Genomic DNA, 22,439 nt, shown 5'->3' on the forward strand with positions numbered 1-22,439 from the left:
GCGGCCACCGGACTTCCGGAACGTCCCGACCCGGACTTCCGGAACCGTCCTGACCCGGAGAAACACGGTGACGGCCGCCTAGACTGGGAATCACGACGACCCACGCGCCGCCCTGGGGGGAGGGAACACCCTGTGTCACAGCAGCAGCTCGGCCGCAGCCCGGTCCGGCCGGATCCCGCGCCGCCTCCCCCGGGCGATTCGCGCCAGGGCCGGTTCGTGGGCTGGCTCGGCGGCTTCGGCTGCGCCGCCGCGGGGTACGCCGTGTTCCAGTCCCTGGTGGGCGTGTTGCCGCAGGAGATCTCCGGCGACGCCGCGCGGTACGGCATCGCGGCGGTCAGCGGCGTCGGCACGGGCCTAGCGGCCTGGCTTGCGGCGGCGCTGCTGCGCGCCAGGTCGGGCGGGGGCGGCGCCGTGACCGCCCTCGCGCGGCACGCCCGGGGCACCGCAGCGGGGTCGGCCGCCGGCCGCTCCCCCGGCCCGTTCCCGGCGCTCGCCGCCGCCGCGCACCGCACCCTGCACGCGGAAGTGGCGGTCGTCGACGACCCCGACCGCGGCCTCCTCACCGGCTGGCCGCACGCGCTCGACGAGCAGACCGAGCCGGTGCGGCCCACGCCCACCGGCACCGCGTACGGCCTGCACCTGGTCCTCGAACTCGGCGTGCAGGACGGCAGGTTGAGCCCGTCGGAGCTGGTCGAGACGCTGTGGCGGCTGCGCCTCGCGGACGGCGGCTGGGCCGCGCGCTCCCAGGGGTCGGTGCCCAGGCCCGAGGTGACGGCCCTGGTCCTCGGCGCGCTCGCCCGCGCGGGCGCGGACCCGACGCGGCTCGCGGACGAGGCGGCGCGCTGCGCGGCCCGCTTCACGGCGGACCTGGAGCCGTCCGGCCTGGCCCGCACCCATGTGGTGACGACGGTGCTGCGGGGCCTGCTGCGCGCGGCGCCCGACTCCCCGGCCATCGCCCGGCTGCGGGACGAGCTGGTCGACCGGACGATCACCGACCCGGGCCGGGAGCACCGCCGCTGCTGGGGCCCGAGCCTGCGCGCGTCCGCGGCGCACCCGACCCGCCCCTCGCCCGCGCACACCGCGCAGGCCGTCGTCGCCCTGGACCGCGCGGCCCGTGTCCTCGGCGAGGACACCAACACCCGGGCCGCGCGCGAGGACGGCATCCGCTGGCTGCTGTCCTGCCCGATGCCGGAGCACCGGACCTGCGCGGACCTGCTCAACACGCAGGAGGAGGTGCGCCGCCCGCACCCGCAGGACTCCTGGCGTCAAGAGGTCCTTTTCGTACGGCACTTCACGGCCGCGTGGATGGTGCGCGCGCTGCTGACGCCGGGTGCCTGGGAGATCGCCGCGGCCGAGGACCGCGAGGACGCGTGGCGGGTGCTGCTCGCGGACGCGGTCGCCGGTGTGCTGCGCCAGCAGGACGACGGGATCTGGAACTGGGACGGGCACGATCTCGGCCGCCCGCTGTGGATGACCTATCAGGGCCTTTCGGCGCTGCGCGCCCATGCCGTATGGATGTATCAGCCGGAGGGCTGAACTCCGGCAGCCGGAGGCCTCAACTCCGGCTGCGTGTCCCGTCCCGGCGGGCGAGGCGGGCGGCATCCGACGGAAGGCGGCGTTACTGCATGGGTGGTCGGCACGTGCTGCGGGCCAGGCGGCTGCTCGAGGGAGCCCTCGACGGCCCCGCCGACCTCGACGAGGAGGAGCTGGTGCGGGCGGCGCGCGCGGTCGTCGCCGAACTGGGCTCCCCCGACCGGCTGTTGGCGCTGGTGGCCGAGCTGGCGTCGGGGGTCGGCGATCCGTCGGGGTGCGCACGCCTCTCGTACCGGCACGTCCTCGGCTTCGACAAGCTGCTCCTGATCGACGTCGGCACCCGGCACATGCTGCGGGCCCACGTCTGGCACCCCGGCTCGCACCGGGCGGGCCGCGAGGACATCCACAACCACCGCTCCCCGCTCGCCTCCTACGTGGTGCGGGGCACCCTCGGCATGGAGCTGTACGAGACGGCGGGCGACGGCCCGCTGGCGGCGGCGCGCTACCGCGAGTCCCTGTCGGAGGAGGTCAGCGACTGGCTCCTGGAACCGGCGGGCCGGGCCCGGCTCCGCCTGACGCAGACCGCCGAGTACGCCGCGGGCAGCGGCTACGCCCTGCCGTCGTACGCCCTGCACCGGGCGTGGTGCGCCTCGCCCGGGACGGCGGTGACGCTGTTCCTGGAGACGGGCGTGGGCCGGCGGCGCTACACGGACGTGTTCACGGGCGGCGCTTCGGGTCGGCGCGCAAAGGCGTACGCCAAGGAGCCGCTGGCGGTGCCGGAGTATCTGGCGGAGCTGCGGACGCTGACGGAACTGATCGGCGGCGGCGAGGAGTTGGCCTGCTCCTAGCGCGCGCTGCCCGATGCTTCCCCCGCGCGCTCCGCGCGTCACGCTCACTCCCGTGCGCCCCTCCTGTGGGGGATGGCGGCTCGCCGACCGGATCAACAAGCCTGGCCCTCTATGACAACGGGCTCTCGGGCCCCGACTGTAAAGGCGGACGACCATGCGCAAGGTCGCTACGACAAGGAAGAAGCTCTCCGTGCTGCTCGCGGCGGTGGCCGCCGCGGCCGCCACCGTGGTGCCGGTCTCCACGGCGCACGCCGCCGACGGGTACGACCGGTGCCCCGACAGCTACTACTGCATGTTCTCGGGCCTCGACGGGACCGGCGACATGATCGCCCTCAGGGGCGACACTCCGGATCTCGCGGCGCTCGGCATGAACGACCGGGCCAAGTCGGACTGGAACCGCACGCCTTCGACCATCTACCTCTGGTCCGGTCTCCACTACACCGGCTGTACGGCGGTGACCTCTGCGGGTCCGACGGGCAAGGGCAACTTCTTCCCCACGTACCGGGACTTCTTCAGCTCGGTGCAGTTCGACGGTCCGGGCGGCCCGAGCTGCGGCACGCCTCCCGGGGAGGACCGCTGAGCGACTGCCGATCGTCAGCGGCCGCGCAGCCTGCTGAGGGCCTGCTCCACGATGTCGCGGTTGTAGTCGTCGATCTCGACCGTGCCGAGTTCGTCGGGGGTGAGCCAGCGGTGGTCCTGGTCGGGGTGGGGCAGTGAGATGTCGAAGCTGAGGGGCCTGACCAGGAAGTTGTCCTGCCAGTTCTTGACCTCGTGGCCCTTGTACCGGCTGACGAAGGACGATTCGCCGACCTTGCGCACCACGTGCCCGAGCAGGCCGGTCTCCTCCTTGAGCTCCCGCAGCACGCCGTCGCGCGGGCTCTCGCCCGGTTCGAGCTTTCCGCAGGGCACCCCCCAGACGCGTGGCAGGAACCGCTCGGTCTCGCTGCGCCGCACGAGCAGCACACGGCCCCGGTGGGCCACGACGGCTGCCGCCAGATGGTTCTCGCCAGGGATACCCATGACACCACCGTAGCGAGGATTCGGGGCCCGGGACAGCCACGGGCACCGCCCGCGCCCCGGCCGGGCACCCGCGCGCGGCCGCGTGTCCCCCGCCGCACGTCCGATTCCTTCAAGACCCCGCGCCGCGCCGCTGCCTACGCTCACAGGCATGAACAGCAACGACATCAACACCACCGACAAGACCGACGAGACCGACGAGAACACGGGCAAGAGCACCGGCACCACGCCGCGCGTCACGCCCCGTCTCGATCTGGTGGGCATCGTCACGTCCGACCTGAGGGCGTCGCTCGCCTTCTACCGCAGGCTCGGGCTCGACTTCCCCGCCGACGCCGAGGAACAGCCGCACGTCGAGGCCACCCTGCCGGGCGGCCTGCGCGTCGCCTTCGACACCGAGGAGACCGTCCGCTCCTTCCACCCCGACTGGCAGGCCGTGCCCGGCGCCGGGCGGATCGGGCTCGCCTTCCACTGCGGGACGCCCGCGGGCGTGGACGCGGTGTACGAGGAGCTGGTGGCGGCCGGTTACCGCTCGGAGCTGAAGCCGTTCGACGCGGTGTGGGGGCAGCGGTACGCGACCGTGCTCGACCCCGACGGCAACGGCGCCGACCTCTTCGCGCCGCTGCCCGGCTGACCGGTACGCCGCGAGGCCCCCGTCAGACCGCCGGTCCGTCGAGCAGTTCACTCAGCCGCATGCCCGTCAGTTCCTTGACGTCGCGGGCCAGATGGGCCTGGTCGGCGTAGCCCGCCGCGGCTGCCGTGTCCGCGTACGGCAGCCCGGCGCGGGCCAGCGCGAGCGCCCGCTGGAGCCGCAGCACGCGCGCGAGGGTCTTGGGGCCGTAGCCGAACGCGGGCAGGGCGCGGCGGTGCAGTTGCCGCGCGCCGATGCCCGCGGCGTCGGCGGTCTCCGCGACGCCGCGTCCCGCGTTCAGGGACCGCACGACCTCGGTCAGGAGCGGGTCGGGCGGCGGCCGGTCCGCGGCGCGCTCGCCGGCGATGTGCTCCAGGGCGGCCATGGGGTCGTCGGCCGCGTCCACGCGTGCGGTGAGGCGGCGCACCTCGGCGGCGCGCCACAGGTCCGTCAACTCCACGCGCTGGTCGCGCAGTTCGTGGGCGGGGGCGCCGAGGAGTGCGGGGGCCGTGCCGGGGGCGAAGCGGATGCCGACGAAGCGGCATGGTTCGTGGGTCTCGTCGGTTCCGGGCCGGTACGCGTGCGTGTCCGGGCCCGCGACGAACAGTCGGCCCTCGGTCCACAGCAGGTCCATGCAGCCGTCGGGCAGCACGGGGGAGGCCGCGGGGGCGCCCGGCGCGGGGGTGGGCGACGCGGGCGTCGTCCACTTCGTCCATACGACGGCGCCGGGCAGCGCGGTGGAGTGCCGCTCGGCGTACGCGGTGCCGGGCGGGTCGGCGTACGTGGATGTGTCGACGTACGTGGATGTGTCGACGTACGTGGATGTGTCGACGTACTCGGACATGTCAGTGTAATCGGATGTATCGGCGTACGAAGCGGGCGGCGCCGTGCGCCTGCGTCCTCTCCCGACGGCCGTCATACCGCCAGGCTACGACGCGCCCGTGCGGTGCTCCTGCGGGCTGACCCCGTACACCCGCTTGAAGGCGCCGGACAGCGCGAACGCGCTGCCGTAGCCGACCTTGCGGGCGATGGAGGCGATCGTCAGGTCGCTGTCGCGCAGCAGGTCGGCGGCCAGGGCGAGGCGCCAGCCGGTGAGGTACGTCATCGGGGGCTCGCCCACGAGGTCGCTGAAGCGCCGGGCCAGGGCCGCGCGGGAGACGCCCGCCTTCGCGGCGAGCGAGGCGACGGTCCAGGGGTGCGCCGGGTCGTCCTGGAGCAGCCGCAGGACGGGGCCGACGACGGGGTCGCCCATGGCCCGGTACCAGGCCGGGGCCGCCGCCTCCGGGCGGGAGAACCAGGCCCGCAGGGCGGCGATGAGCAGCAGGTCGAGGAGGCGGTCGAGGACGACCTCCTGGCCGGGCTCGTCCTTGGTGATCTCCTCCGCGAGGAACGGCGTCAGCGGGCAGTCCCACACCTCGGTGGGCAGCACGAGCAGCGGCGGCAGGGCGTCGAGGAGGCGGCCTGTGATCTCGCCGCGCATCTGGTACGTCCCGATGAGCAGCTCCACCGAGCCGTCCCGCTGGCCCCACGCACGCAGGCCGAGGTCCGCGTAGTGGCCCTCGGGGGCGCCGTTCAGCGGTGCGCACCGCTGGCCGGGGCCGATCTCCGCGAAGGGCTCGGTGGCCGGGTCGCCCGCGACCAGGTAGTGGTCGGGGCCGCGGGCGATGGCCAGGTCGCCGGGGCGGATCAGGCGGGGCGGGTGGCCGTCGCGGCGGGTGCCGCCCGGGCTCTCCGGGACGATCCAGGCCTCGCCGTGCACGACGATCATGACCGAGACGGGGGCCTCGTCGGCGATGCGGACCGCCCAGGGCGGCTCGAAGCAGGCGCGGATCATGAAGGCTCCGCGGGCGCGGGGGCCTTCCAGGAGACCGGCGAGTACGTCCATGGGGGCAGCGTAGACGCACGCGTATGGGCGTGAGCCCTTCGCGGATGGCTCCCGTGCGAGGGCGGCAGTTGACTACAGGCATGAAGAAGAACACGCAGAACAAGACACAGAGCGCACCGAACGCGCAGGCCGCTCAGGACACTTCGGCGGCGGCCCTGACGGTGTTGGTCACCGGAGCGACCGGGCGGGTCGGAAGCCGGGTCGCCGAGGCGGCCCGCGCGGCCGGTCACGAGGTGCGGGCCGCGTCGCGCTCCGGCGCGGTGACGTTCGACTGGTACGACCCGTCGACGTGGGCGGACGCCCTGCGGGGCGCCGACGCCGCGTTCCTTGCCTACCAGCCGGACGTCGGCGCGCCCGGAGCCGCGGATGCGGTGGGGGCGTTCGCCCGGCAGGCCGTCGAGCTGGGGGTGCGCCATCTCGTGCTCCTGTCGGCGCGGGGCGAGGAGCAGGCGCACCCGACGGAGGCGGCGCTCGCGGAGTCCGGGGCCGCCAGGTGGACGGTGGTGCGGGGCAGCTGGTTCGCGCAGAACTTCAGCGAAGGGCCGCTGGCGGACACGATGCGGGAGAGCGGCGAGCTCGTCTTCCCCGGCGGGGAGGTCCTCGAGCCCTTCGTCGACGTGCGGGACATCGCGGATGTGGTCCTTGCGGTGCTGGCCGGCGGGGACCGGTACGCCGGGCGGACCCTTGAGGTGAGCGGGGGGCGGCTGCTGTCCTTCCGGGATGCGGTGGGCGAGATTTCCGCCGTGGGCGGGCGGGAATTCGGGTACGTTCCCGTGGCGGCGCGGGAGTACGGGGCGGCGCTGGTGGAATTCGGGGTGCCCGACGCCGAGGTGGAATTCCTCATCGAGCTGTTCGAGACGAACCTGGACGGCCGCAACGCGCACATTTCCACCGGTGTACGGGACATACTCGGCCGCGAGCCGCGGGAATTCACGGACTTCGTCCGCGAAGCGGTGGCCTCCGGCACCTGGAAGGGGTGACCCCCAGGGGGCTCCGCCCCCTGGACCCCCGCTCCTCAAACGCCGGAGAGGCTATCTCCCCCACCCACCCGCCCCATCCAGTCCTACGGCACGTAGTCGGCACACCCGGGGAACCATCAGCCCGCCCGGGGCTCGGGGGCGGGCGGGCGGGAAATAGCCCGTCCGGCGCTTGAGGACAAGGCCGCAGGCCGACCGGCGGGGGTCCGTCCCACCCGCCCAGGACACCCACCCACACCCAGCCCGTCCGGCGTTTGAGGACGAGGCCGTTCAGGCCGATCGGGGGTCCGGGGGCGGAGCCCCCGGTTCGGGAAGGGGCGGGACTGGGGCGCCCCCGCGAGGGCCTACCCCCCGTCGTCCTCCCCGTTTCGCCTCGAATGGTGGTGGGCCCGCAGGCGGGACGACACGTCGTCGGGGGGCAGGAAGCGGGACCAGCGTTCGGGGAACTCGGCGGGCATGTCGGGGTCGTCGGGATCCTCCGCGGCGCGCGCGGCAGCGGCGCGGGCGACGATCTCGGCGGCCTTGGCCTCCCGCACCCGCTCATTGGCCTCACGCGCGGAAGCCGTGGCGACGGACGGCCACACCCGGTCTATGGCGGCGTTCACGGCGGCCCCGACCAGCACCGCGAAGGCGGAGATGCCGATCCACAGGAGCACGGCGACGGGCGCGGCCAAGGAGCCGTAGATCGTGGGCCCTTCGACGGTGCTGGTGAGATAGATGCGCAGCAGGAAGCTGCCGAGCACCCACATGCCGAGGGCGATGAGCGCGCCGGGCATGTCCTCCACCCAGGGCGACCGCACGGGCACTGACACGTGGTACAGCGTGGTCAGGAAGACCACGGACAGGATGGTGACGACGGGCCAGTACAGGATCTGGACCACCGTCGCCGAGCCGGGCACGAGCTTCACCACCGCGTCGGGCCCCGCCACCATCAGCGGCAGCGCGACGGAGCCGATGACGAGGGCGACGAGGAAGAGGCCGAAGGCGAGCAGCCGCGTCTTGACGATGCCGCGGGCGCCGTCGAGGCCGTACATGACGGTGATCGTGTCGATGAAGACGTTCACGGCGCGCGAGCCGGACCAGAGGGCGAAAAGGAACCCTATAGAGATGACGTCCGGCCGCCCGACCTTCATGACGTCTTCCAGGATCGGCTGCGCGATCTCGCGGACGCCCTTGTCGGACAGGATCGTGCGGGACGCCTCCAGGATGTTGTTCTCGACGCTGGTGATGGTGTCGGCGCCGGTCCACCGGTCGACGTACGCGAGCAGACCGATGAGGCTGAGCAGCAGGGGCGGCACGGACAGCAGCGTGAAGAACGCCGCTTCCGCCGCGAGTCCGAGGACGCGGTACTCGATGCAGGAGTTGACGGTGTCCTTCAGCAGCAGCCAGGCAGTCCTGCGCTTGGAGACGTTGCGGTAAAGAGCGCGGGCCCGTTTCCAGCGGCCGTGTGGCCGCCCGGGTGTTTCTTTTGCCTGGTGCACCTCCTTACCGTAGCGGCATGGCAGCCACCACCCACACAGTGACCAACCAGGCTCCGCCCCTGGTGGGATATGACGTCTTCGCGTGCGACCGCGCCCTCGTGGAGGCCGTCGAACGCCATCTCGACCCGGCGCTCCTGGACGACGCCCGCGCCGAACTCTCCGGCCTCGGCCGCACCGCGGGCTCCGTCCAGGCGCAGGAGTGGGGGGTGCTCGCCAACGAGAATCCACCCGTTCTGCGCACACATGACCGCTATGGGAACCGCATCGACGAGGTCACCTTCCATCCGTCCTGGCACCGGCTGCTCGGCAAGGCCGTCGGCGCGGGCCTGACCGCGGCCTGGAACCGGCCGGGCGGCCATGTGCGGCGCGCGGCGGGCTTCCTGGTGTGGACGCAGACCGAGGGCGGGCACGGCTGCCCGGTGTCGATGACGCACGCGGCGGTGCCCGCGCTGCGCGCCGACCCGGCGCTGGCCGCCGAGTGGGAGCCGCGGCTCACCTCCACGATCTACGACCAGGGATTGCGGCCGGCCGCCGAAAAAGCGGGCGTGCTCTTCGGAATGGGCATGACGGAGAAGCAGGGCGGCAGCGACGTCCGCGCGAATACGACGCGGGCGCGGGCGCTCGCCGAGGACGGGACGTATGAACTCGTCGGGCACAAGTGGTTCTGTTCCGCGCCGATGTCCGACGGTTTTCTGGTGCTCGCGCAGGCCGAGGCCGGACTGACCTGTTTTCTGGTGCCACGCGTTCTGGAGGACGGCTCGCGGAATGTCTTCGCGATTCAGCGGCTGAAGGACAAGCTGGGCAACAAGTCGAATGCCTCCAGTGAAGTCGAATTCGACGGTACGTGGGCGCGCCGGGTCGGGGACGAGGGGCGCGGGGTGCGCACCATCATCGAGATGGTGGCGGCGACCCGGCTCGACTGCGTCATCGGCTCCGCGGCGCTGATGCGGCAGGCGGTCGCGCAGGCCGTGCACCACGCCACGTACCGCGAGGCGTTCGGCGGCAAGCTCGTCGACAAGCCGCTGATGCGCAACGTACTGGCCGATCTGGCGCTTGAGTCGGAGGCGGCGACGACGCTCGCGCTGCGGCTCGCGGCGGCGTACGACGACGGGGGCGAGCGGGAGCAGGCGTTCCTGCGGCTCGCGGTGCCGGCCGCGAAGTACTGGGTGACCAAGCGGTGCACGCCGCTCGCGGGCGAGGCGCTGGAGTGCCTCGGCGGCAACGGGTACGTGGAGGAGTCCGGGATGCCGCGGCTGCTGCGCGAGGCGCCGCTGAACTCGATCTGGGAGGGCTCGGGCAACGTCCAGGCGCTCGACGTGCTCCGGGCGTTGCAGCGGGAGCCGCACGCGCTGAACGCCTTCCTGGAGGAGGTGGGTTCGGCCCGCGGCGCCGATCACCGGCTGGACGGCGCGATCAAGGACCTGCTGGCCGAACTCGCCGATCTGGACGGCATCGAGGCACGGGCGCGGCGGCTCGTGGAGCGGATGGCGCTGGTGCTCCAGGGCTCCCTGCTCGTGCGGTACGCGCCGCCGGAGGTGGCCGACGCGTTCTGCGCCTCGCGGCTCGGCGGGGACTGGGGCGGGGCGTTCGGCACGCTGCCGCACAGCCTGGACCTGGGGGCCGTGGTGGAGCGGGCGGCCGTACGGCTCTGAACGTGAACGCGCCCGGCCGGTTGTGGTCCGGCCGGGCGCGCACAGTCCTGCGGGGAGGTTCACGCCCGACGGCGCTGTCACGGGGGTGGTGCTGCGCCGACACGGCACCACCCCCGGTCTTCAGGCCCCGTCGGGACGGACGCCGCTCGGGGCGGCGCACGGCCAAGTTTCAAACACCGCACGACTGTTCGCCAGAGTTGCAGAGGGTTGCAACTCTGGACGCCGCTCGTGGTCCGGTCTTGCACGACCTGGGTGAACCATGTCCTTCCGCGCGCCCGGAAGGGCACGATGGATGACGTGTCCCCCTCTGTCGGCGGGCTCGGGGAGCGGGAGGAACCGGTGATGAACACGCACGCGACGTTCGACCTCGAACGGCTCACGGCCGTGAACGCCGCGCAGGCCGCGCGGCTGCTGCGGGAGGTGCGGGACGCCCGGATCGCCGGACAGCGCCCCCGCGTCGGGCCCAGGCCGGTGATCGGCGCGTCCTGGGACCGGATGCTGGCGAGCGGCGTCGATCCCGAACACGACTTCCGCTCGGGCGTGCTGAGCACGGACGAGATCGAACGGCGGCGCCAGGCGTCACCGCTCCGGCACATCCTTCCCGTGCTGCGGGAAGGACTTCTTTCGGTCGCGGACGTCGCGCAGCACATCATGGTCGTCGCGGACGCCGAGGGGCGGCTGCTGTGGCGCGAGGGCAACAAGTCGGTCCTGAAGATGGCCGACGGGCACGGCTTCGAGATCGGTGCCGACTGGCGCGAGAGCATCGTCGGCACGAACGGTATCGGCACGCCGCTGGTGGCCCGGCGCCCCGTGCAGGTCTTCTCCGCCGAGCACTTCGTGCGCACCCACCACCGCTGGACGTGCACGGGCGCGCCGATCACCGACCCGAGGGACGGGCGGCTCCTCGGCGTCGTGGACATCAGCGGGCCGCTCGACACCATGCATCCGGCGACGCTCGCCCTCGTCGGCTCGGTCGCCAAGCTCGCCGAGGCGCGGCTGCGCGAGGAGCATGTGACGGCGCTGGACCGGCTGCGGTCGGTGGCCGCGCCGGTCCTCGCCCGGCTCGGCGGGCGCGCGGTCGCGGTGGACAGCCACGGCTGGACGGCCGCGGTCACCGGCATGCCGCCGGTGGACCGGCTCACGCTGCCCAAGTCCCTGGCCGACGGGCGCGCCTGGGTGCCGGCGCTCGGCATGTGCGCGGTGGCGCCGCTGCCCGGGGGCTGGCTGCTGCGGCTCGACGGCGGCGGGGCCGGGGCGGCCGGGCCGGACGAGGCGGTGACCGGCGTCGCGACGCGGGTCGTGGTGGACGTCGCCGGTGCCCACCGCTGGACGGTCACCGTCACCGGCAGCGCGGGCTGCTGGACGCATGAACTCTCCCCGCGGCACGCCGAGTTGCTGTATCTGCTCGCCGTGCACCGGGCGGGCCGCACCGCCTCGGGCCTTGCCGCCGATCTGTTCGGCGATCCGGCGCGTACGGTGACGGTCCGCGCGGAGCTGTCCCGCGTCCGGCGCTATCTGGGCGGCCTGCTCGCGCACCGGCCGTACCGCTTCCAGGAGGACGCCGACGTCGAGCTCGTCCTGCCGGACGACCGGTCCCGGCTGCTTCCGCACTCCTTCGCGCCCGCGGTGCTGCGGGCGCGGGCGGCGGCAGAGCCTTGATCGCCTCTGGCCGGGGGCCCTGGACCGACTGACACGAGTCATGTGGCGGCCGGTACGGTCCACCCATGAGCATCACTGTCACCACCTGGTCCCTGGAACAGACCTCGCCGGCCGATCTGGTGCCGGCCGCCGCGCCGGAGGGCGATGTGCGGATCGTGCGGGCCGAGGTGCCCTCGCCCGAGTTCAGCCGGTTCCTCTACTCCGCCGTCGGCGGCGACATCAGCTGGCTGGACCGGCTCTCGCTCAGTTACGAGCAGTGGCAGGAGCATCTGTCCCGGCCGGGCGTGGAGACCTGGGTCGCGTACGACCGCGGCACGCCCGCGGGGTACGTGGAGCTGGACCCGCAGGACGACGGGGTCGTCGAGATCGTCTACTTCGGCCTCATCCCGGCGTTCCGGGGCCGCCGCATCGGCGGCCATCTCCTCTCTTACGGGACGGCCCGCGCGTGGGACCTGGCCGACCGCTGGCCGGAGCGGGAGGCGACGAAGCGGGTGTGGCTCCACACCTGCAGCCTCGACGGGGAACACGCCATGGACAACTACCTGCGGCGCGGCTTCAAACTCTTCGACACAAAGGTCTCCCAGGAGCCGGACCAGCACACCCCTGGCCCCTGGCCGGGCGGGAAGTAGCCCGTCCGGCGTTTGAGGACGAGGGCCGGAGGCCCGATGAGGGGGAGAGGGGGCGAAGCCCCCATAAGGGCCCGGCCGGGACGGCATGACCAGGATGCGGGACGGGTACGTCCAGGATACGGACAGAGGTGGACTGCGCCGAAAGGCGCGTGCCACGCTTCCGTCATGTCCCGCGCCGGAATCGCCTTGGTGAGTCGACGTCACGTCGACTTCTGCCGCATGTCCAGCGCCATGTGTCCGGCGAGCTGAGAGACCCAGCAGACCCAGCACCCGCCGCACTTTTCCCGAGCTCTCCAGATCCGGCACCACCTGACCCAGCCTCGCGCACCGCCGCGCCTTTTGCGCGAAGTGTGCAGGTCAGAGCCGCTCTCAGCCCGCTGTTGAAGGACGTACCCCCATGGCTGCCACTCCCGAAGACTCCGCGACCGCCGCCCCCCGCGCGCCCCGGCGCAAGGCGAGCCGCCACCGCGGCGAGGGCCAGTGGGCCGCCGGCCACTTCACCCCGCTCAACGGCAACGAGCAGTTCAAGAAGGACGACGACGGTCTCAATGTGCGGACACGTATTGAGACGATCTACTCCAAGCGCGGCTTCGACTCCATCGACCCCAATGATCTTCGGGGGCGGATGCGCTGGTGGGGGCTCTACACCCAGCGCAAGCCCGGGATCGACGGCGGCAAGACCGCGATCCTGGAGCCGGAGGAGCTGGACGACGAGTACTTCATGCTGCGCGTCCGCGTCGACGGCGGCCGCCTCACCACCGACCAGCTCCGCGTCATAGGCGAGATCTCGCAGGAGTTCGCGCGCGGCACCGCCGACATCACCGACCGGCAGAACATCCAGTACCACTGGATCCGCATCGAGGACATGCCGGAGATCTGGCGCCGCCTGGAGGGCGTGGGCCTGTCCACCACGGAGGCATGCGGCGACACCCCGCGCGTCATCCTCGGCTCGCCCGTCGCCGGGATCGCCGAGGACGAGATCATCGACGGCACGCCCGCCGTCGACGAGATCCACCGCCGCATCGTCGGCAACCCGGCGTTCTCGAACCTGCCCCGCAAGTTCAAGTCCGCGATCTCCGGCTCGCCGCTCCTGGACGTGGCGCACGAGATCAACGACATCGCGTTCGTCGGCGTCGTCCACCCCGAGCTCGGGCCCGGCTTCGACCTGTGGGTCGGCGGCGGCCTGTCCACCAACCCCAAGATCGGCCAGCGGCTCGGCGCGTGGGTGCCCCTGGAGGACGTACCGGACGTCTACGAGGGCGTCATCTCGATCTTCCGCGACTACGGCTACCGCCGCCTGCGCACCCGCGCCCGGCTGAAGTTCCTCGTCGCCGACTGGGGCGTGGAGAAGTTCCGCCGGGTCCTGGAGGACGAGTACCTGCTCCGCACGCTGGCCGACGGGCCCGCCCCCGACCAGCCGGTCCAGCGCTGGCGCGACCACGTCGGCGTGCACCGGCAGCAGGACGGCAGGTTCTACGTCGGCTTCGCGCCGCGCGTGGGCCGCGTCGACGGCACCGTCCTCACGAAGATCGCCGACCTGGCCGCGGCCCACGGCTCGGGCCGCCTGCGCACCACCGTCGAGCAGAAGATGATCGTGCTCGACGTCGCGGAGGACCAGGTGGACTCCCTGGTGGCGGGCCTGGAGTCGCTGGACCTGACGGTCCGCCCGTCCACCTTCCGGCGCGGCACGATGGCCTGCACCGGCATCGAGTTCTGCAAGCTCGCGATCGTCGAGACGAAGGCGCGCGGCGCCTCCCTCATCGACGAACTGGAGCGCCGCATCCCGGACTTCGACGAGCCCATCACCATCAACATCAACGGCTGCCCGAACGCCTGCGCCCGCATCCAGGTCGCCGACATCGGCCTGAAGGGCCAGCTCGTCCTCGACGACGACGGCAACCAGGTCGAGGGCTTCCAGGTGCACCTGGGCGGCGCGCTCGGCCTGGAGGCCGGGTTCGGCCGCAAGGTCCGCGGCCTGAAGGTCACCTCCGCCGAGCTGCCGGACTACGTGGAGCGGGTGCTCAAGCGGTTCCAGGCGGAGCGCGAGGACGGCGAGCGGTTCGCGACCTGGGCGGCGCGCGCTTCCGAGGAGGCCCTCTCATGAGTGAGCGCGCGGCACCCTTCTACTGCCCCTACTGCGGCGACGAGGACCTGCGCCCGAGCGAGCAGGGACACGGCGCGTGGGAATGCGCGGCGTGCAACCGAGCCTTCCAGTTGAAGTTCCTCGGGCTTCTCACCCGCGGACTTCAGCGCAACGACCCTGGAGGGGAACGGATATGACGACAGCTCAGGAGCCCGACACAGCGACCGCGGCCGAGCTGCGGGCGCTGGCCGAGCAGGCCGGGCGCGACCTGGAGGACGCCTCCGCGCTCGACATCCTCCGCTGGGCCGCGGACACCTTCGGCGCGCGGTTCTGCGTGACCTCGTCGATGGAGGACGCGGTGGTCGCCCACCTCGCCTCGCGTGCCCGGCCCAGCGTGGACGTGGTGTTCCTCGACACCGGGTACCACTTCCCGGAGACCATCGGCACCCGTGACGCCGTCGAGGCCGTCATGGACGTCAACGTCATCACGCTCACGCCCCGGCTGACCGTGGCCGAGCAGGACGCCGCGTACGGCCCGAGGCTGCACGACCGCGACCCGGACCTGTGCTGCGCGATGCGCAAGGTCAAGCCCCTCGAAGAGGGCCTGGCGGGCTATGCCGCGTGGGCGACCGGGCTGCGCCGCGACGAGTCCCCCACCCGCGCGAACACGCCGGTCGTCGGCTGGGACGAGAAGCGGCAGAAGGTCAAGGTCTCGCCGATCGCCCGCTGGACGCAGGACGATGTGGACGCGTACGTCACCGAGCACGGCGTCCTCACCAATCCGCTGCTCATGGACGGCTACGGCTCCGTGGGCTGCGCGCCCTGCACGCGCCGCCTGCTGGAGGGCGAGGACGCCCGGGCGGGACGGTGGGCGGGACGCGCCAAGACCGAATGCGGGCTGCACGGATGACGGCCCCTCAGATCATTCAGGAGACCCACGTGACCGGAGCCACCGTCTGGCTCACGGGCCTGCCCAGCGCGGGCAAGACCACCATCGCGCACGAGCTGGCGACGACGCTGCGCGGCGAGGGCCGCCGCGTCGAGGTCCTCGACGGCGACGAGATCCGCGAGTTCCTCTCGGCGGGCCTCGGCTTCAGCCGCGAGCACCGGCACACCAACGTGCAGAGGATCGGCTTCGTCGCCGAGCTCCTCGCCCGCAACGGCGTCCTCGCGCTGGTGCCGGTGATCGCGCCGTTCACGGACAGCCGTGAGGCGGTGCGCAAGCGCCACCAGACGGGCGGGACCGCGTACTTGGAGGTGCATGTCGCCACGCCCGTGGAGGTCTGCTCCGTACGCGACGTGAAGGGTCTGTACGCCAAGCAGGCCGCGGGCGAGATCTCCGGGCTCACCGGTGTCGACGACCCGTACGAGGAGCCCGAGTCGCCCGATCTGCGCATCGAGTCCCAGGACCAGACCGTGCAGGAGTCAGCGGCAGCGGTGTACGCGCTGCTCAACGAAAGGGGTCTGGCATGACGACCGCCGCCACTGTTCATGAGGCCGCCGACAACTCCGGTGACCGGCAGGGCAGTTCCGCGGGTGACAGCCCGTACGCGCTGTCGCACCTGGACGCCCTGGAGTCCGAGGCCGTGCACATCTTCCGCGAGGTGGCGGGCGAGTTCGAGCGGCCGGTGATCCTGTTCTCCGGCGGCAAGGACTCGATCGTCATGCTGCACCTGGCGCTGAAGGCGTTCACGCCCGCCGCGGTTCCCTTCTCGCTGCTGCACGTCGACACCGGGCACAACTTCCCCGAGGTCATCGACTACCGCGACCGGGTCGTCGCCGAGCACGGGCTGCGGCTGCACGTCGCCTCCGTGCAGGACTACATCGACCGCGGCGTGCTGCGCGAGCGCCCCGACGGCACCCGCAACCCGCTCCAGACCGTGCCGCTCACCGAGAAGATCCAGAGCGAGCGGTTCGACGCGGTCTTCGGCGGCGGGCGGCGCGACGAGGAGAAGGCGCGCGCCAAGGAGCGGGTGTTCTCGCTGCGCGACGAGTTCTCGCAGTGGGACCCGCGCCGCCAGCGGCCCGAGCTGTGGCAGCTCTACAACGGCCGGCACGCCCCCGGCGAGCACGTCCGCGTCTTCCCGCTGTCCAACTGGACCGAGCTGGACGTATGGCAGTACATCGCCCGTGAGGGCATCGCGCTGCCGGAGATCTACTTCGCGCACGAGCGGGACGTCTTCAAGCGTTCCGGGATGTGGCTGACCGCGGGCGACTGGGGCGGACCCAAGGACGGCGAGGACGTGGAGCGGCGCCAGGTGCGCTACCGCACCGTCGGCGACATGTCCTGCACCGGCGCCGTCGACTCCGACGCCACCAGCCTGGAGGCCGTCATCGCGGAGATCGCCGCGTCCCGGCTCACCGAGCGCGGCGCCACCCGCGCCGACGACAAGCTCTCCGAGGCCGCGATGGAAGACCGCAAGCGCGAGGGGTACTTCTAGCCATGACCAGCACCACCGACACCACCGCGGCCGGGCAGTTGGCCGGCCTGTCCGCGACCACGCTGCTGCGGTTCGCCACCGCGGGCTCCGTCGACGACGGCAAGTCCACGCTCGTCGGCCGGCTCCTGCACGACTCCAAGTCGGTCCTCGCCGACCAGCTGGAGGCCGTCGAGCACGCCTCGCGCAGCCGCGGCGCCGAGGGCCCCGACCTGGCGCTGCTCACCGACGGCCTGCGGGCCGAGCGGGAGCAGGGCATCACCATCGACGTGGCGTACCGCTACTTCGCCACGCCCCGGCGCCGCTTCATCCTCGCGGACACCCCCGGCCATGTGCAGTACACGCGGAACATGGTCACCGGCGCCTCCACGGCCGACCTGGCCGTGGTCCTGGTCGACGCCCGCAACGGCGTGATCGAGCAGACCCGCCGACACGCCGCGGTGGCCGCGCTCCTCCGCGTGCCACACGTGGTGCTCGCCGTGAACAAGATGGACCTCGTCGGGTACGCGGAGGCGGTCTTCGCGAAGATCGCGGAGGAATTCACCGCGTACGCGGGCGAGTTGGGCGTGCCGGAGATCACGGCGATCCCGATCTCGGCGCTCGCCGGGGACAACGTGGTGGAGCCGTCCTCGAACATGGACTGGTACGGCGGCCCGACGGTCCTGGAGCACCTGGAGACCGTGCCCGTCAGCCACGACCTGACGAGCTGCCACGCGCGGCTGCCCGTGCAGTACGTGATCCGTCCGCAGACCGCCGAGCACCCGGACTACCGGGGGTACGCGGGCCAGATCGCCGCGGGCACCTTCCGCGTCGGCGAGTCGGTCACCGTACTGCCGTCGGGCCGCACCTCGAAGATCGCGGGCATCGATCTGCTGGGGAAGCCGGTCGACGTGGCCTGGACCCCGCAGTCCGTGACGGTCCTCCTTGAGGACGACCTCGACGTCTCACGTGGTGATCTGCTCGTCCCGAGCAGTGATACGCCGCCGACGTCCCAGGACATCGCGGCCACCGTCTGCCACGTCGCCGACCAGCCGCTGACCGTGGGCCAGCGGGTGCTGCTCAAGCACACCACTCGCACGGTCAAGGCGATCGTGAAGCAGATCCCGTCCCGGCTCACTCTGGACGACCTGTCCCAGCACCCGAACCCGGGGCAGCTCGTCGCCAACGACATCGGCCGGGTCCTGGTGCGCACCGCGGAGCCGCTCGCCCTTGACGCGTACGCCGACTCGCGCCGCACCGGCTCCTTCCTGCTCATCGACCCGGCGGACGGTACGACGCTCGCCGCGGGCATGGCGGGCGAGGCGTTCGCCAAGGCCGCCGACGCCGAGCCGGCCGTGGCCGACGACGAGGGCTGGGACTTCTGACCATGACCTCCATCGACGTGTACGCGACGTTCGCCAAGGAAGGCGGCCGCGTCGGCAGCGGCGCCCTCGGCGCGGGCACGGGAGGGGTCGCCCGATGTGCGGCGTGACGCCTTCGGCGGGGCAGGCGCCGGCGCACCCCTCGCGCGCCCACTCCCCCCGCCGGCCCATCCGACGCAAGCGAAGATCCGCCGACCTTCGCCCGGCCGCACCCTGACGGTGCGCGCACCGGGCCAACGAGAGGAACACCTCCCGTGCCTGCCATCCGCGCCCCCCGCACGACCGCCCGCCGCCGGGCGCCGCACCGCGGCCGCCTGGCCGCGCTGACCGCCCTGCCGCTGCTCGCGCTGACCCTCTCCGCCTGCGGATACGGCTCGGAGGCGGACTCCGGCGACAGCGGCAAGGCCAGGATCGCGGCCGGAGCGAAGAAGATCGACGGCCTGGACACGGTGAAGATCGGGTACTTCCCCAACCTGACGCACGGCACGGCGCTCGTCGGCGACCAGGAGGGCCTGCTCCAGAAGGAGCTGGGCGCCACCAAGGCCACGTACTCGCAGTTCAACGCCGGGCCGTCGGAGATCGAGGCGCTGAACTCGAAGTCCATCGACATCGGCTGGATCGGCCCCTCCCCCGCCATCAACGGCTACACCAAGTCCCAGGGCAAGAACCTGCGCGTCATCGGCGGTTCGGCGTCCGGCGGCGTGAAGCTCGTGGTGAACCCGGACAAGATCAAGTCCCGCGACGACGTCAAGGGCAAGAAGATCGCGACCCCGCAGCTCGGCAACACCCAGGACGTGGCCTTCCTCAACTGGATCAAGCAGAAGGGCTGGAAGGTCGACGCGGAGAGCGGCAAGGGCGACGTGTCCGTGGTGCGCACCGACAACAAGATCACCCCGGACGCGTACAAGTCGGGCTCCATCGACGGCGCCTGGGTGCCGGAGCCGACCGCGTCCAAGCTGGTCGCCGAGGGCGGCAAGGTGCTCCTTGACGAGGCCGACCTGTGGCCCGGCAAGAAGTTCGTGATCACGAACATCATCGTGTCCCAGGAGTTCCTGAAGAAGCACCCGAAGGTCGTCGAGGCCGTGCTGCGCGGCTCCGTGAAGACCAACCAGTGGATCAAGGACAACCCGGCCAAGGCGAAGGCGGCGGCCAACGCCAAGCTGAAGCAGCTGTCCGGCAAGCCGCTGCCCGACGAGATCATCGACCCGGCGTGGAAGTCGATCGAGTTCACCGATGACCCGCTGGCCGCGACGCTCGACACCGAGGCCGACCACGCGGTCGAGGCGGGGCTGCTCGACCAGCCCGACCTGAACGGCATCTACGACCTCGGCCCGCTCAACAAGGTCTTGAAGGCGGCGGGCAGGCCCGCGGTCGACGACGCCGGACTCGGCGTCAAGTAACCCCCGATACAGGCCAGTTCAGGTTCCCAGGAGGTGACGACCATGGCCACCGCGCTCGCCAAGTCCACGCTCGCCAAGCCCGCCAAGGGCACAGTCGGCGAGGGGGCGGCACTCGATGTCGCCGCGCGCATCGAGCACGTCTCGAAGTCCTTCGCCACACCGGCCGGGCAGCAGCTCGTCCTCGACGACATCACCCTCGACGTCGCACGGGGCGAGTTCGTCACCCTCCTGGGAGCCTCCGGGTGCGGCAAGTCGACGCTCCTCAACCTGGTGGCCGGGCTCGACCGGCCCACCGCGGGCGCCATCGGCACCGACGGCCGGCCGGCGCTGATGTTCCAGGAGCACGCCCTGTTCCCGTGGCTGACCGCGGGCAAGAACATCGAGCTGGCCCTCAGGTTGCGCGGCGTGCCGAAGGCCGAGCGGCGCGAGCGCGCCGAGGAACTCCTCGGTCTCGTACGCCTCCAAGGGGCGCACGGCAAGCGGGTGCACGAGCTGTCCGGCGGCATGCGCCAGCGCGTGGCGCTGGCCCGCGCGCTCGCGCAGGACAGCCAACTGCTCCTGATGGACGAGCCGTTCGCCGCCCTCGACGCGATCACCCGGGACGTGCTGCACGACGAGCTGATGCGCATCTGGCGCGAGACGGGCGTGTCGGTCCTGTTCGTCACGCACAACGTGCGCGAGGCGGTGCGGCTCGCGCAGCGCGTCGTCCTGCTGTCGTCGCGGCCCGGCCGGGTGGCGCGCGAGTGGAGCGTCGACATCGACCAGCCGCGGCGCATCGAGGACGCCGCGGTGGCGGAGCTGTCCGTCGAGATCACCGAACAACTGCGTGGGGAGATCCGCCGCCATGGGCAGCACTGACACGAAGACGCCCGGCACGGCCGAGGGCCCGGCGGACGCCCACGACCTGGCCGGTCTGGAGGCGGGCCTCGACGCGCTCGAGACCGTGCAGACACGGCGTGCCACGCTGCGCGAGACCCTCGTGCAGAAGGTCCTTCCGCCGGTCACCGCCGTGGTCCTGGTCCTGGTGGTGTGGCAGATCCTGGTGTGGGCGAAGGTCACCGACAGCTACAAGCTGCCCGCGCCGTCGGCGGTGTGGGACGAGGTGGAGGCCGCCTGGCTGCAGGGCACCCTGTTCGACTACATCTGGACGAGCGTCCAGCGCGGCCTGCTCGGCTTCGGCATGGCCCTGGTCATCGGCACCCCGCTGGGCCTGCTCGTGGCGCGGGTCCGCTTCGTGCGCGCGGCCATCGGGCCGATCCTGTCCGGACTGCAGTCGCTGCCGTCCGTGGCGTGGGTGCCGCCCGCCGTGCTCTGGCTGGGTCTCAACGACTCGATGATGTACGCGGTGATCCTGCTCGGCGCGGTGCCGTCCATCGCCAACGGCCTGGTCGCGGGCGTCGACCAGATCCCGCCGCTGTTCCTGCGGGCGGGCCGCACGCTCGGCGCGACGGGCCTGCGGCACACCTGGCACATCGTCATGCCGGCCGCGCTGCCCGGCTATGTGGCGGGCCTGAAGCAGGGGTGGGCGTTCTCCTGGCGCTCCCTGATGGCCGCGGAGATCATCGCGCAGTCGCCCGACCTCGGCATCGGGCTCGGCCAGCTCCTGGAGGCGGGCCGCACCAACAGCAGCATGTCCCAGGTCTTCCTCGCCATCCTGCTCATCCTGATCGTCGGCATCGCCATCGACCTGCTCATCTTCAGCCCGCTCGAGCGGTGGGTGCTGCGCAGCCGCGGCCTCCTGGTGAAGAGCTGATTCCCATGTTCCGTACGCATCGCACGCACCGCCGCCCCGAGCACCGTCCCGTCCTGCTCGTCGTCGCCCACGGCAGCCGGGATCCGCGGCATGCCGCGACCGTGCGGTCCCTGCTGCGTACGGTGCGGGGCCTGCGGCCCGGGCTGCGCGTCGAGGTGGGGTTCCTGGACTTCGACACCCCGTCCGTGCCGGACGTTCTCGACTCCCTCGCCGCGGAGGGGGTACGTGACGTCGTCGCCCTGCCCCTGCTGCTCACCCGCGCCTTCCACGCGAAGGCCGACATCCCGGCGGTGCTTCGGGAGGCTCCGCCGGGGCTGCGGGTGCGGCAGGCGGGGGTGCTCGGGCCCTCGCCGCTGTTGCTCGCCGCGCTCGAGACGCGGTTGTACGAGGCGGGGCTCGACCCCGCCGACAAGCCCACGACCGGGGTCGTCCTGGCCTCGGCGGGCTCCACCGACCCGGAGGCGATCGCAGTGATCGCTGACATCGCGCGGGAGTGGCGGCACACCGGTTGGTGCGCCGTGCGGCCTGCGTTCGCCTCCGCGACTCTTCCCCGCACGTCGGATGCGGTGCGCATGCTTCGGGCGGAGCCCGGGGTGCGGCGGGTGGCTGTCGCCCCGTACGTCCTGGCACCCGGCTTCCTGCCGGACCGGATCGCCCGGGGGGCCGGGGAGGCGGATGTCCTGGCGGACGTGCTGGGTGACTCCCCGCTTGTCGCCCGGCTGCTCCTTGACCGCTTCGATTCGTGCCGCCGCTTCGCGGCGGATTACTCCCACCCACCCGCCCGTGCGGGGCGCAACTCCTTGCCGGCCGCAGGCTGAGCGCTCCCGCTTGCAGCGCTCAACATGCGGCTCCGCCGCGGGGCCGCGGGCCGTCAACCGTCTGCGACCCCGTCGTGGCTGGTCGCGCAGTTCCCCGCGCCCCTTCAGGGCGCAGCCGAACCGCAGCGTCCCGGGCCCCGTTAGGGGCGAAGGGACACGCCGAGCTGATCCCCGTTAGGGGCACAGGGAGGAACTGTGCCATCAGCCCCGTTAGGGGCACAGCGAGGAACTGTGCCATCAGCCCCGTAAGGGGCGCGGGGAACTGCGCGACAAGCCC

At 72.4% G+C, this 22,439-nt stretch carries 23 protein-coding genes; 19 read left to right on the top strand and 4 right to left on the bottom strand.

Features of this window, described 5'->3' with window-relative positions; all coding sequences use genetic code 11:
- The first annotated feature begins 132 nt into the window (after positions 1–132).
- The 3 genes from AC0KTA_RS07680 to AC0KTA_RS07690 all read left to right on the top strand — a co-directional run bounded on the left by AC0KTA_RS07680 (position 133) and on the right by AC0KTA_RS07690 (position 2,961).
- Complete coding sequence (locus tag AC0KTA_RS07680; RefSeq protein WP_481054356.1) at positions 133–1,536, top strand: prenyltransferase/squalene oxidase repeat-containing protein; 1,404 nt, start codon at positions 133–135, stop codon at positions 1,534–1,536.
- Positions 1,537–1,625: 89 nt separating this feature from the next.
- The gene (locus tag AC0KTA_RS07685) at positions 1,626–2,381 is read left to right on the top strand and encodes a hypothetical protein (RefSeq protein WP_481054357.1); all 756 of its coding nucleotides are present in this window, start codon (positions 1,626–1,628) and stop codon (positions 2,379–2,381) included.
- Positions 2,382–2,535: 154 nt separating this feature from the next.
- Complete coding sequence (locus AC0KTA_RS07690; RefSeq protein WP_481054358.1) at positions 2,536–2,961, top strand: peptidase inhibitor family I36 protein; 426 nt, start codon at positions 2,536–2,538, stop codon at positions 2,959–2,961.
- Positions 2,962–2,975: 14 nt separating this feature from the next.
- Here the strand turns inward: AC0KTA_RS07690 and AC0KTA_RS07695 are convergent, their stop codons facing one another.
- On the bottom strand, positions 2,976–3,401 hold the full coding sequence (locus tag AC0KTA_RS07695) for an NUDIX hydrolase (RefSeq protein ID WP_481054359.1): 426 nt from the start codon (positions 3,399–3,401) through the stop codon (positions 2,976–2,978).
- Positions 3,402–3,549: 148 nt separating this feature from the next.
- Between AC0KTA_RS07695 and AC0KTA_RS07700 the strand changes: the two genes are divergently transcribed.
- Entirely contained in the window at positions 3,550–4,029 is a 480-nt protein-coding gene (locus AC0KTA_RS07700) for a VOC family protein (protein WP_481054360.1), read from the top strand.
- A 22-nt stretch (positions 4,030–4,051) separates the two neighbouring features.
- On the opposite strand, the gene AC0KTA_RS07705 is transcribed toward AC0KTA_RS07700, so the two are convergent.
- Entirely contained in the window at positions 4,052–4,870 is an 819-nt protein-coding gene (locus AC0KTA_RS07705) for a helix-turn-helix domain-containing protein (RefSeq protein WP_481054361.1), read from the bottom strand.
- 84 nt (positions 4,871–4,954) lie between these two features.
- The gene (locus AC0KTA_RS07710; protein WP_481054362.1) at positions 4,955–5,911 is read right to left on the bottom strand and encodes an AraC family transcriptional regulator; all 957 of its coding nucleotides are present in this window, start codon (positions 5,909–5,911) and stop codon (positions 4,955–4,957) included.
- 80 nt (positions 5,912–5,991) lie between these two features.
- Between AC0KTA_RS07710 and AC0KTA_RS07715 the strand changes: the two genes are divergently transcribed.
- Positions 5,992–6,891 carry an NmrA family NAD(P)-binding protein gene (locus AC0KTA_RS07715; protein WP_481054363.1) on the top strand — a complete coding sequence of 300 codons (900 nt, stop codon included), beginning with the start codon at positions 5,992–5,994 and terminating at the stop codon, positions 6,889–6,891.
- Between the two features lie 341 nt (positions 6,892–7,232).
- On the opposite strand, the gene AC0KTA_RS07720 is transcribed toward AC0KTA_RS07715, so the two are convergent.
- Complete coding sequence (locus tag AC0KTA_RS07720; protein ID WP_481054364.1) at positions 7,233–8,369, bottom strand: YihY/virulence factor BrkB family protein; 1,137 nt, start codon at positions 8,367–8,369, stop codon at positions 7,233–7,235.
- A gap of 17 nt (positions 8,370–8,386) precedes the next feature.
- On the opposite strand from AC0KTA_RS07720, the gene AC0KTA_RS07725 reads away from it, so the two are divergent.
- From AC0KTA_RS07725 to AC0KTA_RS07790, 14 genes are all read left to right on the top strand, one after another.
- On the top strand, positions 8,387–10,021 hold the full coding sequence (locus tag AC0KTA_RS07725; RefSeq protein WP_481054365.1) for an acyl-CoA dehydrogenase family protein: 1,635 nt from the start codon (positions 8,387–8,389) through the stop codon (positions 10,019–10,021).
- A 342-nt stretch (positions 10,022–10,363) separates the two neighbouring features.
- Complete coding sequence (locus AC0KTA_RS07730) at positions 10,364–11,680, top strand: GAF domain-containing protein (protein WP_481056347.1); 1,317 nt, start codon at positions 10,364–10,366, stop codon at positions 11,678–11,680.
- Between the two features lie 65 nt (positions 11,681–11,745).
- Positions 11,746–12,309 (top strand): GNAT family N-acetyltransferase, encoded by a 564-nt coding sequence (locus AC0KTA_RS07735; protein ID WP_481054366.1) that lies wholly within the window; start codon positions 11,746–11,748, stop codon positions 12,307–12,309.
- Positions 12,310–12,474: 165 nt separating this feature from the next.
- On the top strand, positions 12,475–12,558 hold the full coding sequence (locus AC0KTA_RS07740; protein WP_481056348.1) for a putative leader peptide: 84 nt from the start codon (positions 12,475–12,477) through the stop codon (positions 12,556–12,558).
- A 148-nt stretch (positions 12,559–12,706) separates the two neighbouring features.
- Positions 12,707–14,413: a nitrite/sulfite reductase gene (locus tag AC0KTA_RS07745; RefSeq protein WP_481054367.1), complete on the top strand. Its 1,707-nt coding sequence runs from the start codon at positions 12,707–12,709 to the stop codon at positions 14,411–14,413.
- Positions 14,410–14,589, top strand: coding sequence for a hypothetical protein (locus AC0KTA_RS07750; RefSeq protein ID WP_164319220.1), 180 nt, complete (start codon positions 14,410–14,412; stop codon positions 14,587–14,589). Before AC0KTA_RS07745 ends, AC0KTA_RS07750 begins: the two co-directional genes overlap by 4 nt.
- Positions 14,586–15,302 carry a phosphoadenylyl-sulfate reductase gene (locus AC0KTA_RS07755; protein WP_481054368.1) on the top strand — a complete coding sequence of 239 codons (717 nt, stop codon included), beginning with the start codon at positions 14,586–14,588 and terminating at the stop codon, positions 15,300–15,302. The genes AC0KTA_RS07750 and AC0KTA_RS07755 overlap by 4 nt, the downstream gene beginning before the upstream one ends.
- Positions 15,299–15,865 (top strand): adenylyl-sulfate kinase, encoded by a 567-nt coding sequence (gene cysC, locus AC0KTA_RS07760; RefSeq protein WP_481054369.1) that lies wholly within the window; start codon positions 15,299–15,301, stop codon positions 15,863–15,865. Before AC0KTA_RS07755 ends, cysC begins: the two co-directional genes overlap by 4 nt.
- Positions 15,862–16,833, top strand: coding sequence for a sulfate adenylyltransferase subunit CysD (gene cysD, locus AC0KTA_RS07765; RefSeq protein ID WP_481054370.1), 972 nt, complete (start codon positions 15,862–15,864; stop codon positions 16,831–16,833). Before cysC ends, cysD begins: the two co-directional genes overlap by 4 nt.
- A 2-nt stretch (positions 16,834–16,835) precedes the next feature.
- Positions 16,836–18,194, top strand: coding sequence for a sulfate adenylyltransferase subunit 1 (locus tag AC0KTA_RS07770; protein WP_481054371.1), 1,359 nt, complete (start codon positions 16,836–16,838; stop codon positions 18,192–18,194).
- 251 nt (positions 18,195–18,445) lie between these two features.
- Positions 18,446–19,591 (top strand): ABC transporter substrate-binding protein, encoded by a 1,146-nt coding sequence (locus AC0KTA_RS07775; RefSeq protein ID WP_481054372.1) that lies wholly within the window; start codon positions 18,446–18,448, stop codon positions 19,589–19,591.
- A 42-nt stretch (positions 19,592–19,633) separates the two neighbouring features.
- A complete protein-coding gene (locus tag AC0KTA_RS07780; protein ID WP_481054373.1) occupies positions 19,634–20,449 on the top strand; it encodes an ABC transporter ATP-binding protein in 816 nt (271 codons plus the stop codon).
- Positions 20,436–21,344, top strand: coding sequence for an ABC transporter permease (locus AC0KTA_RS07785; RefSeq protein WP_481054374.1), 909 nt, complete (start codon positions 20,436–20,438; stop codon positions 21,342–21,344). The genes AC0KTA_RS07780 and AC0KTA_RS07785 overlap by 14 nt, the downstream gene beginning before the upstream one ends.
- Before the next feature lie 5 nt (positions 21,345–21,349).
- Positions 21,350–22,162: a sirohydrochlorin chelatase gene (locus AC0KTA_RS07790; protein ID WP_481054375.1), complete on the top strand. Its 813-nt coding sequence runs from the start codon at positions 21,350–21,352 to the stop codon at positions 22,160–22,162.
- The last annotated feature ends 277 nt before the right edge of the window (positions 22,163–22,439 follow it).

This window comes from Streptomyces sp. Y309, from assembly GCF_056712025.1.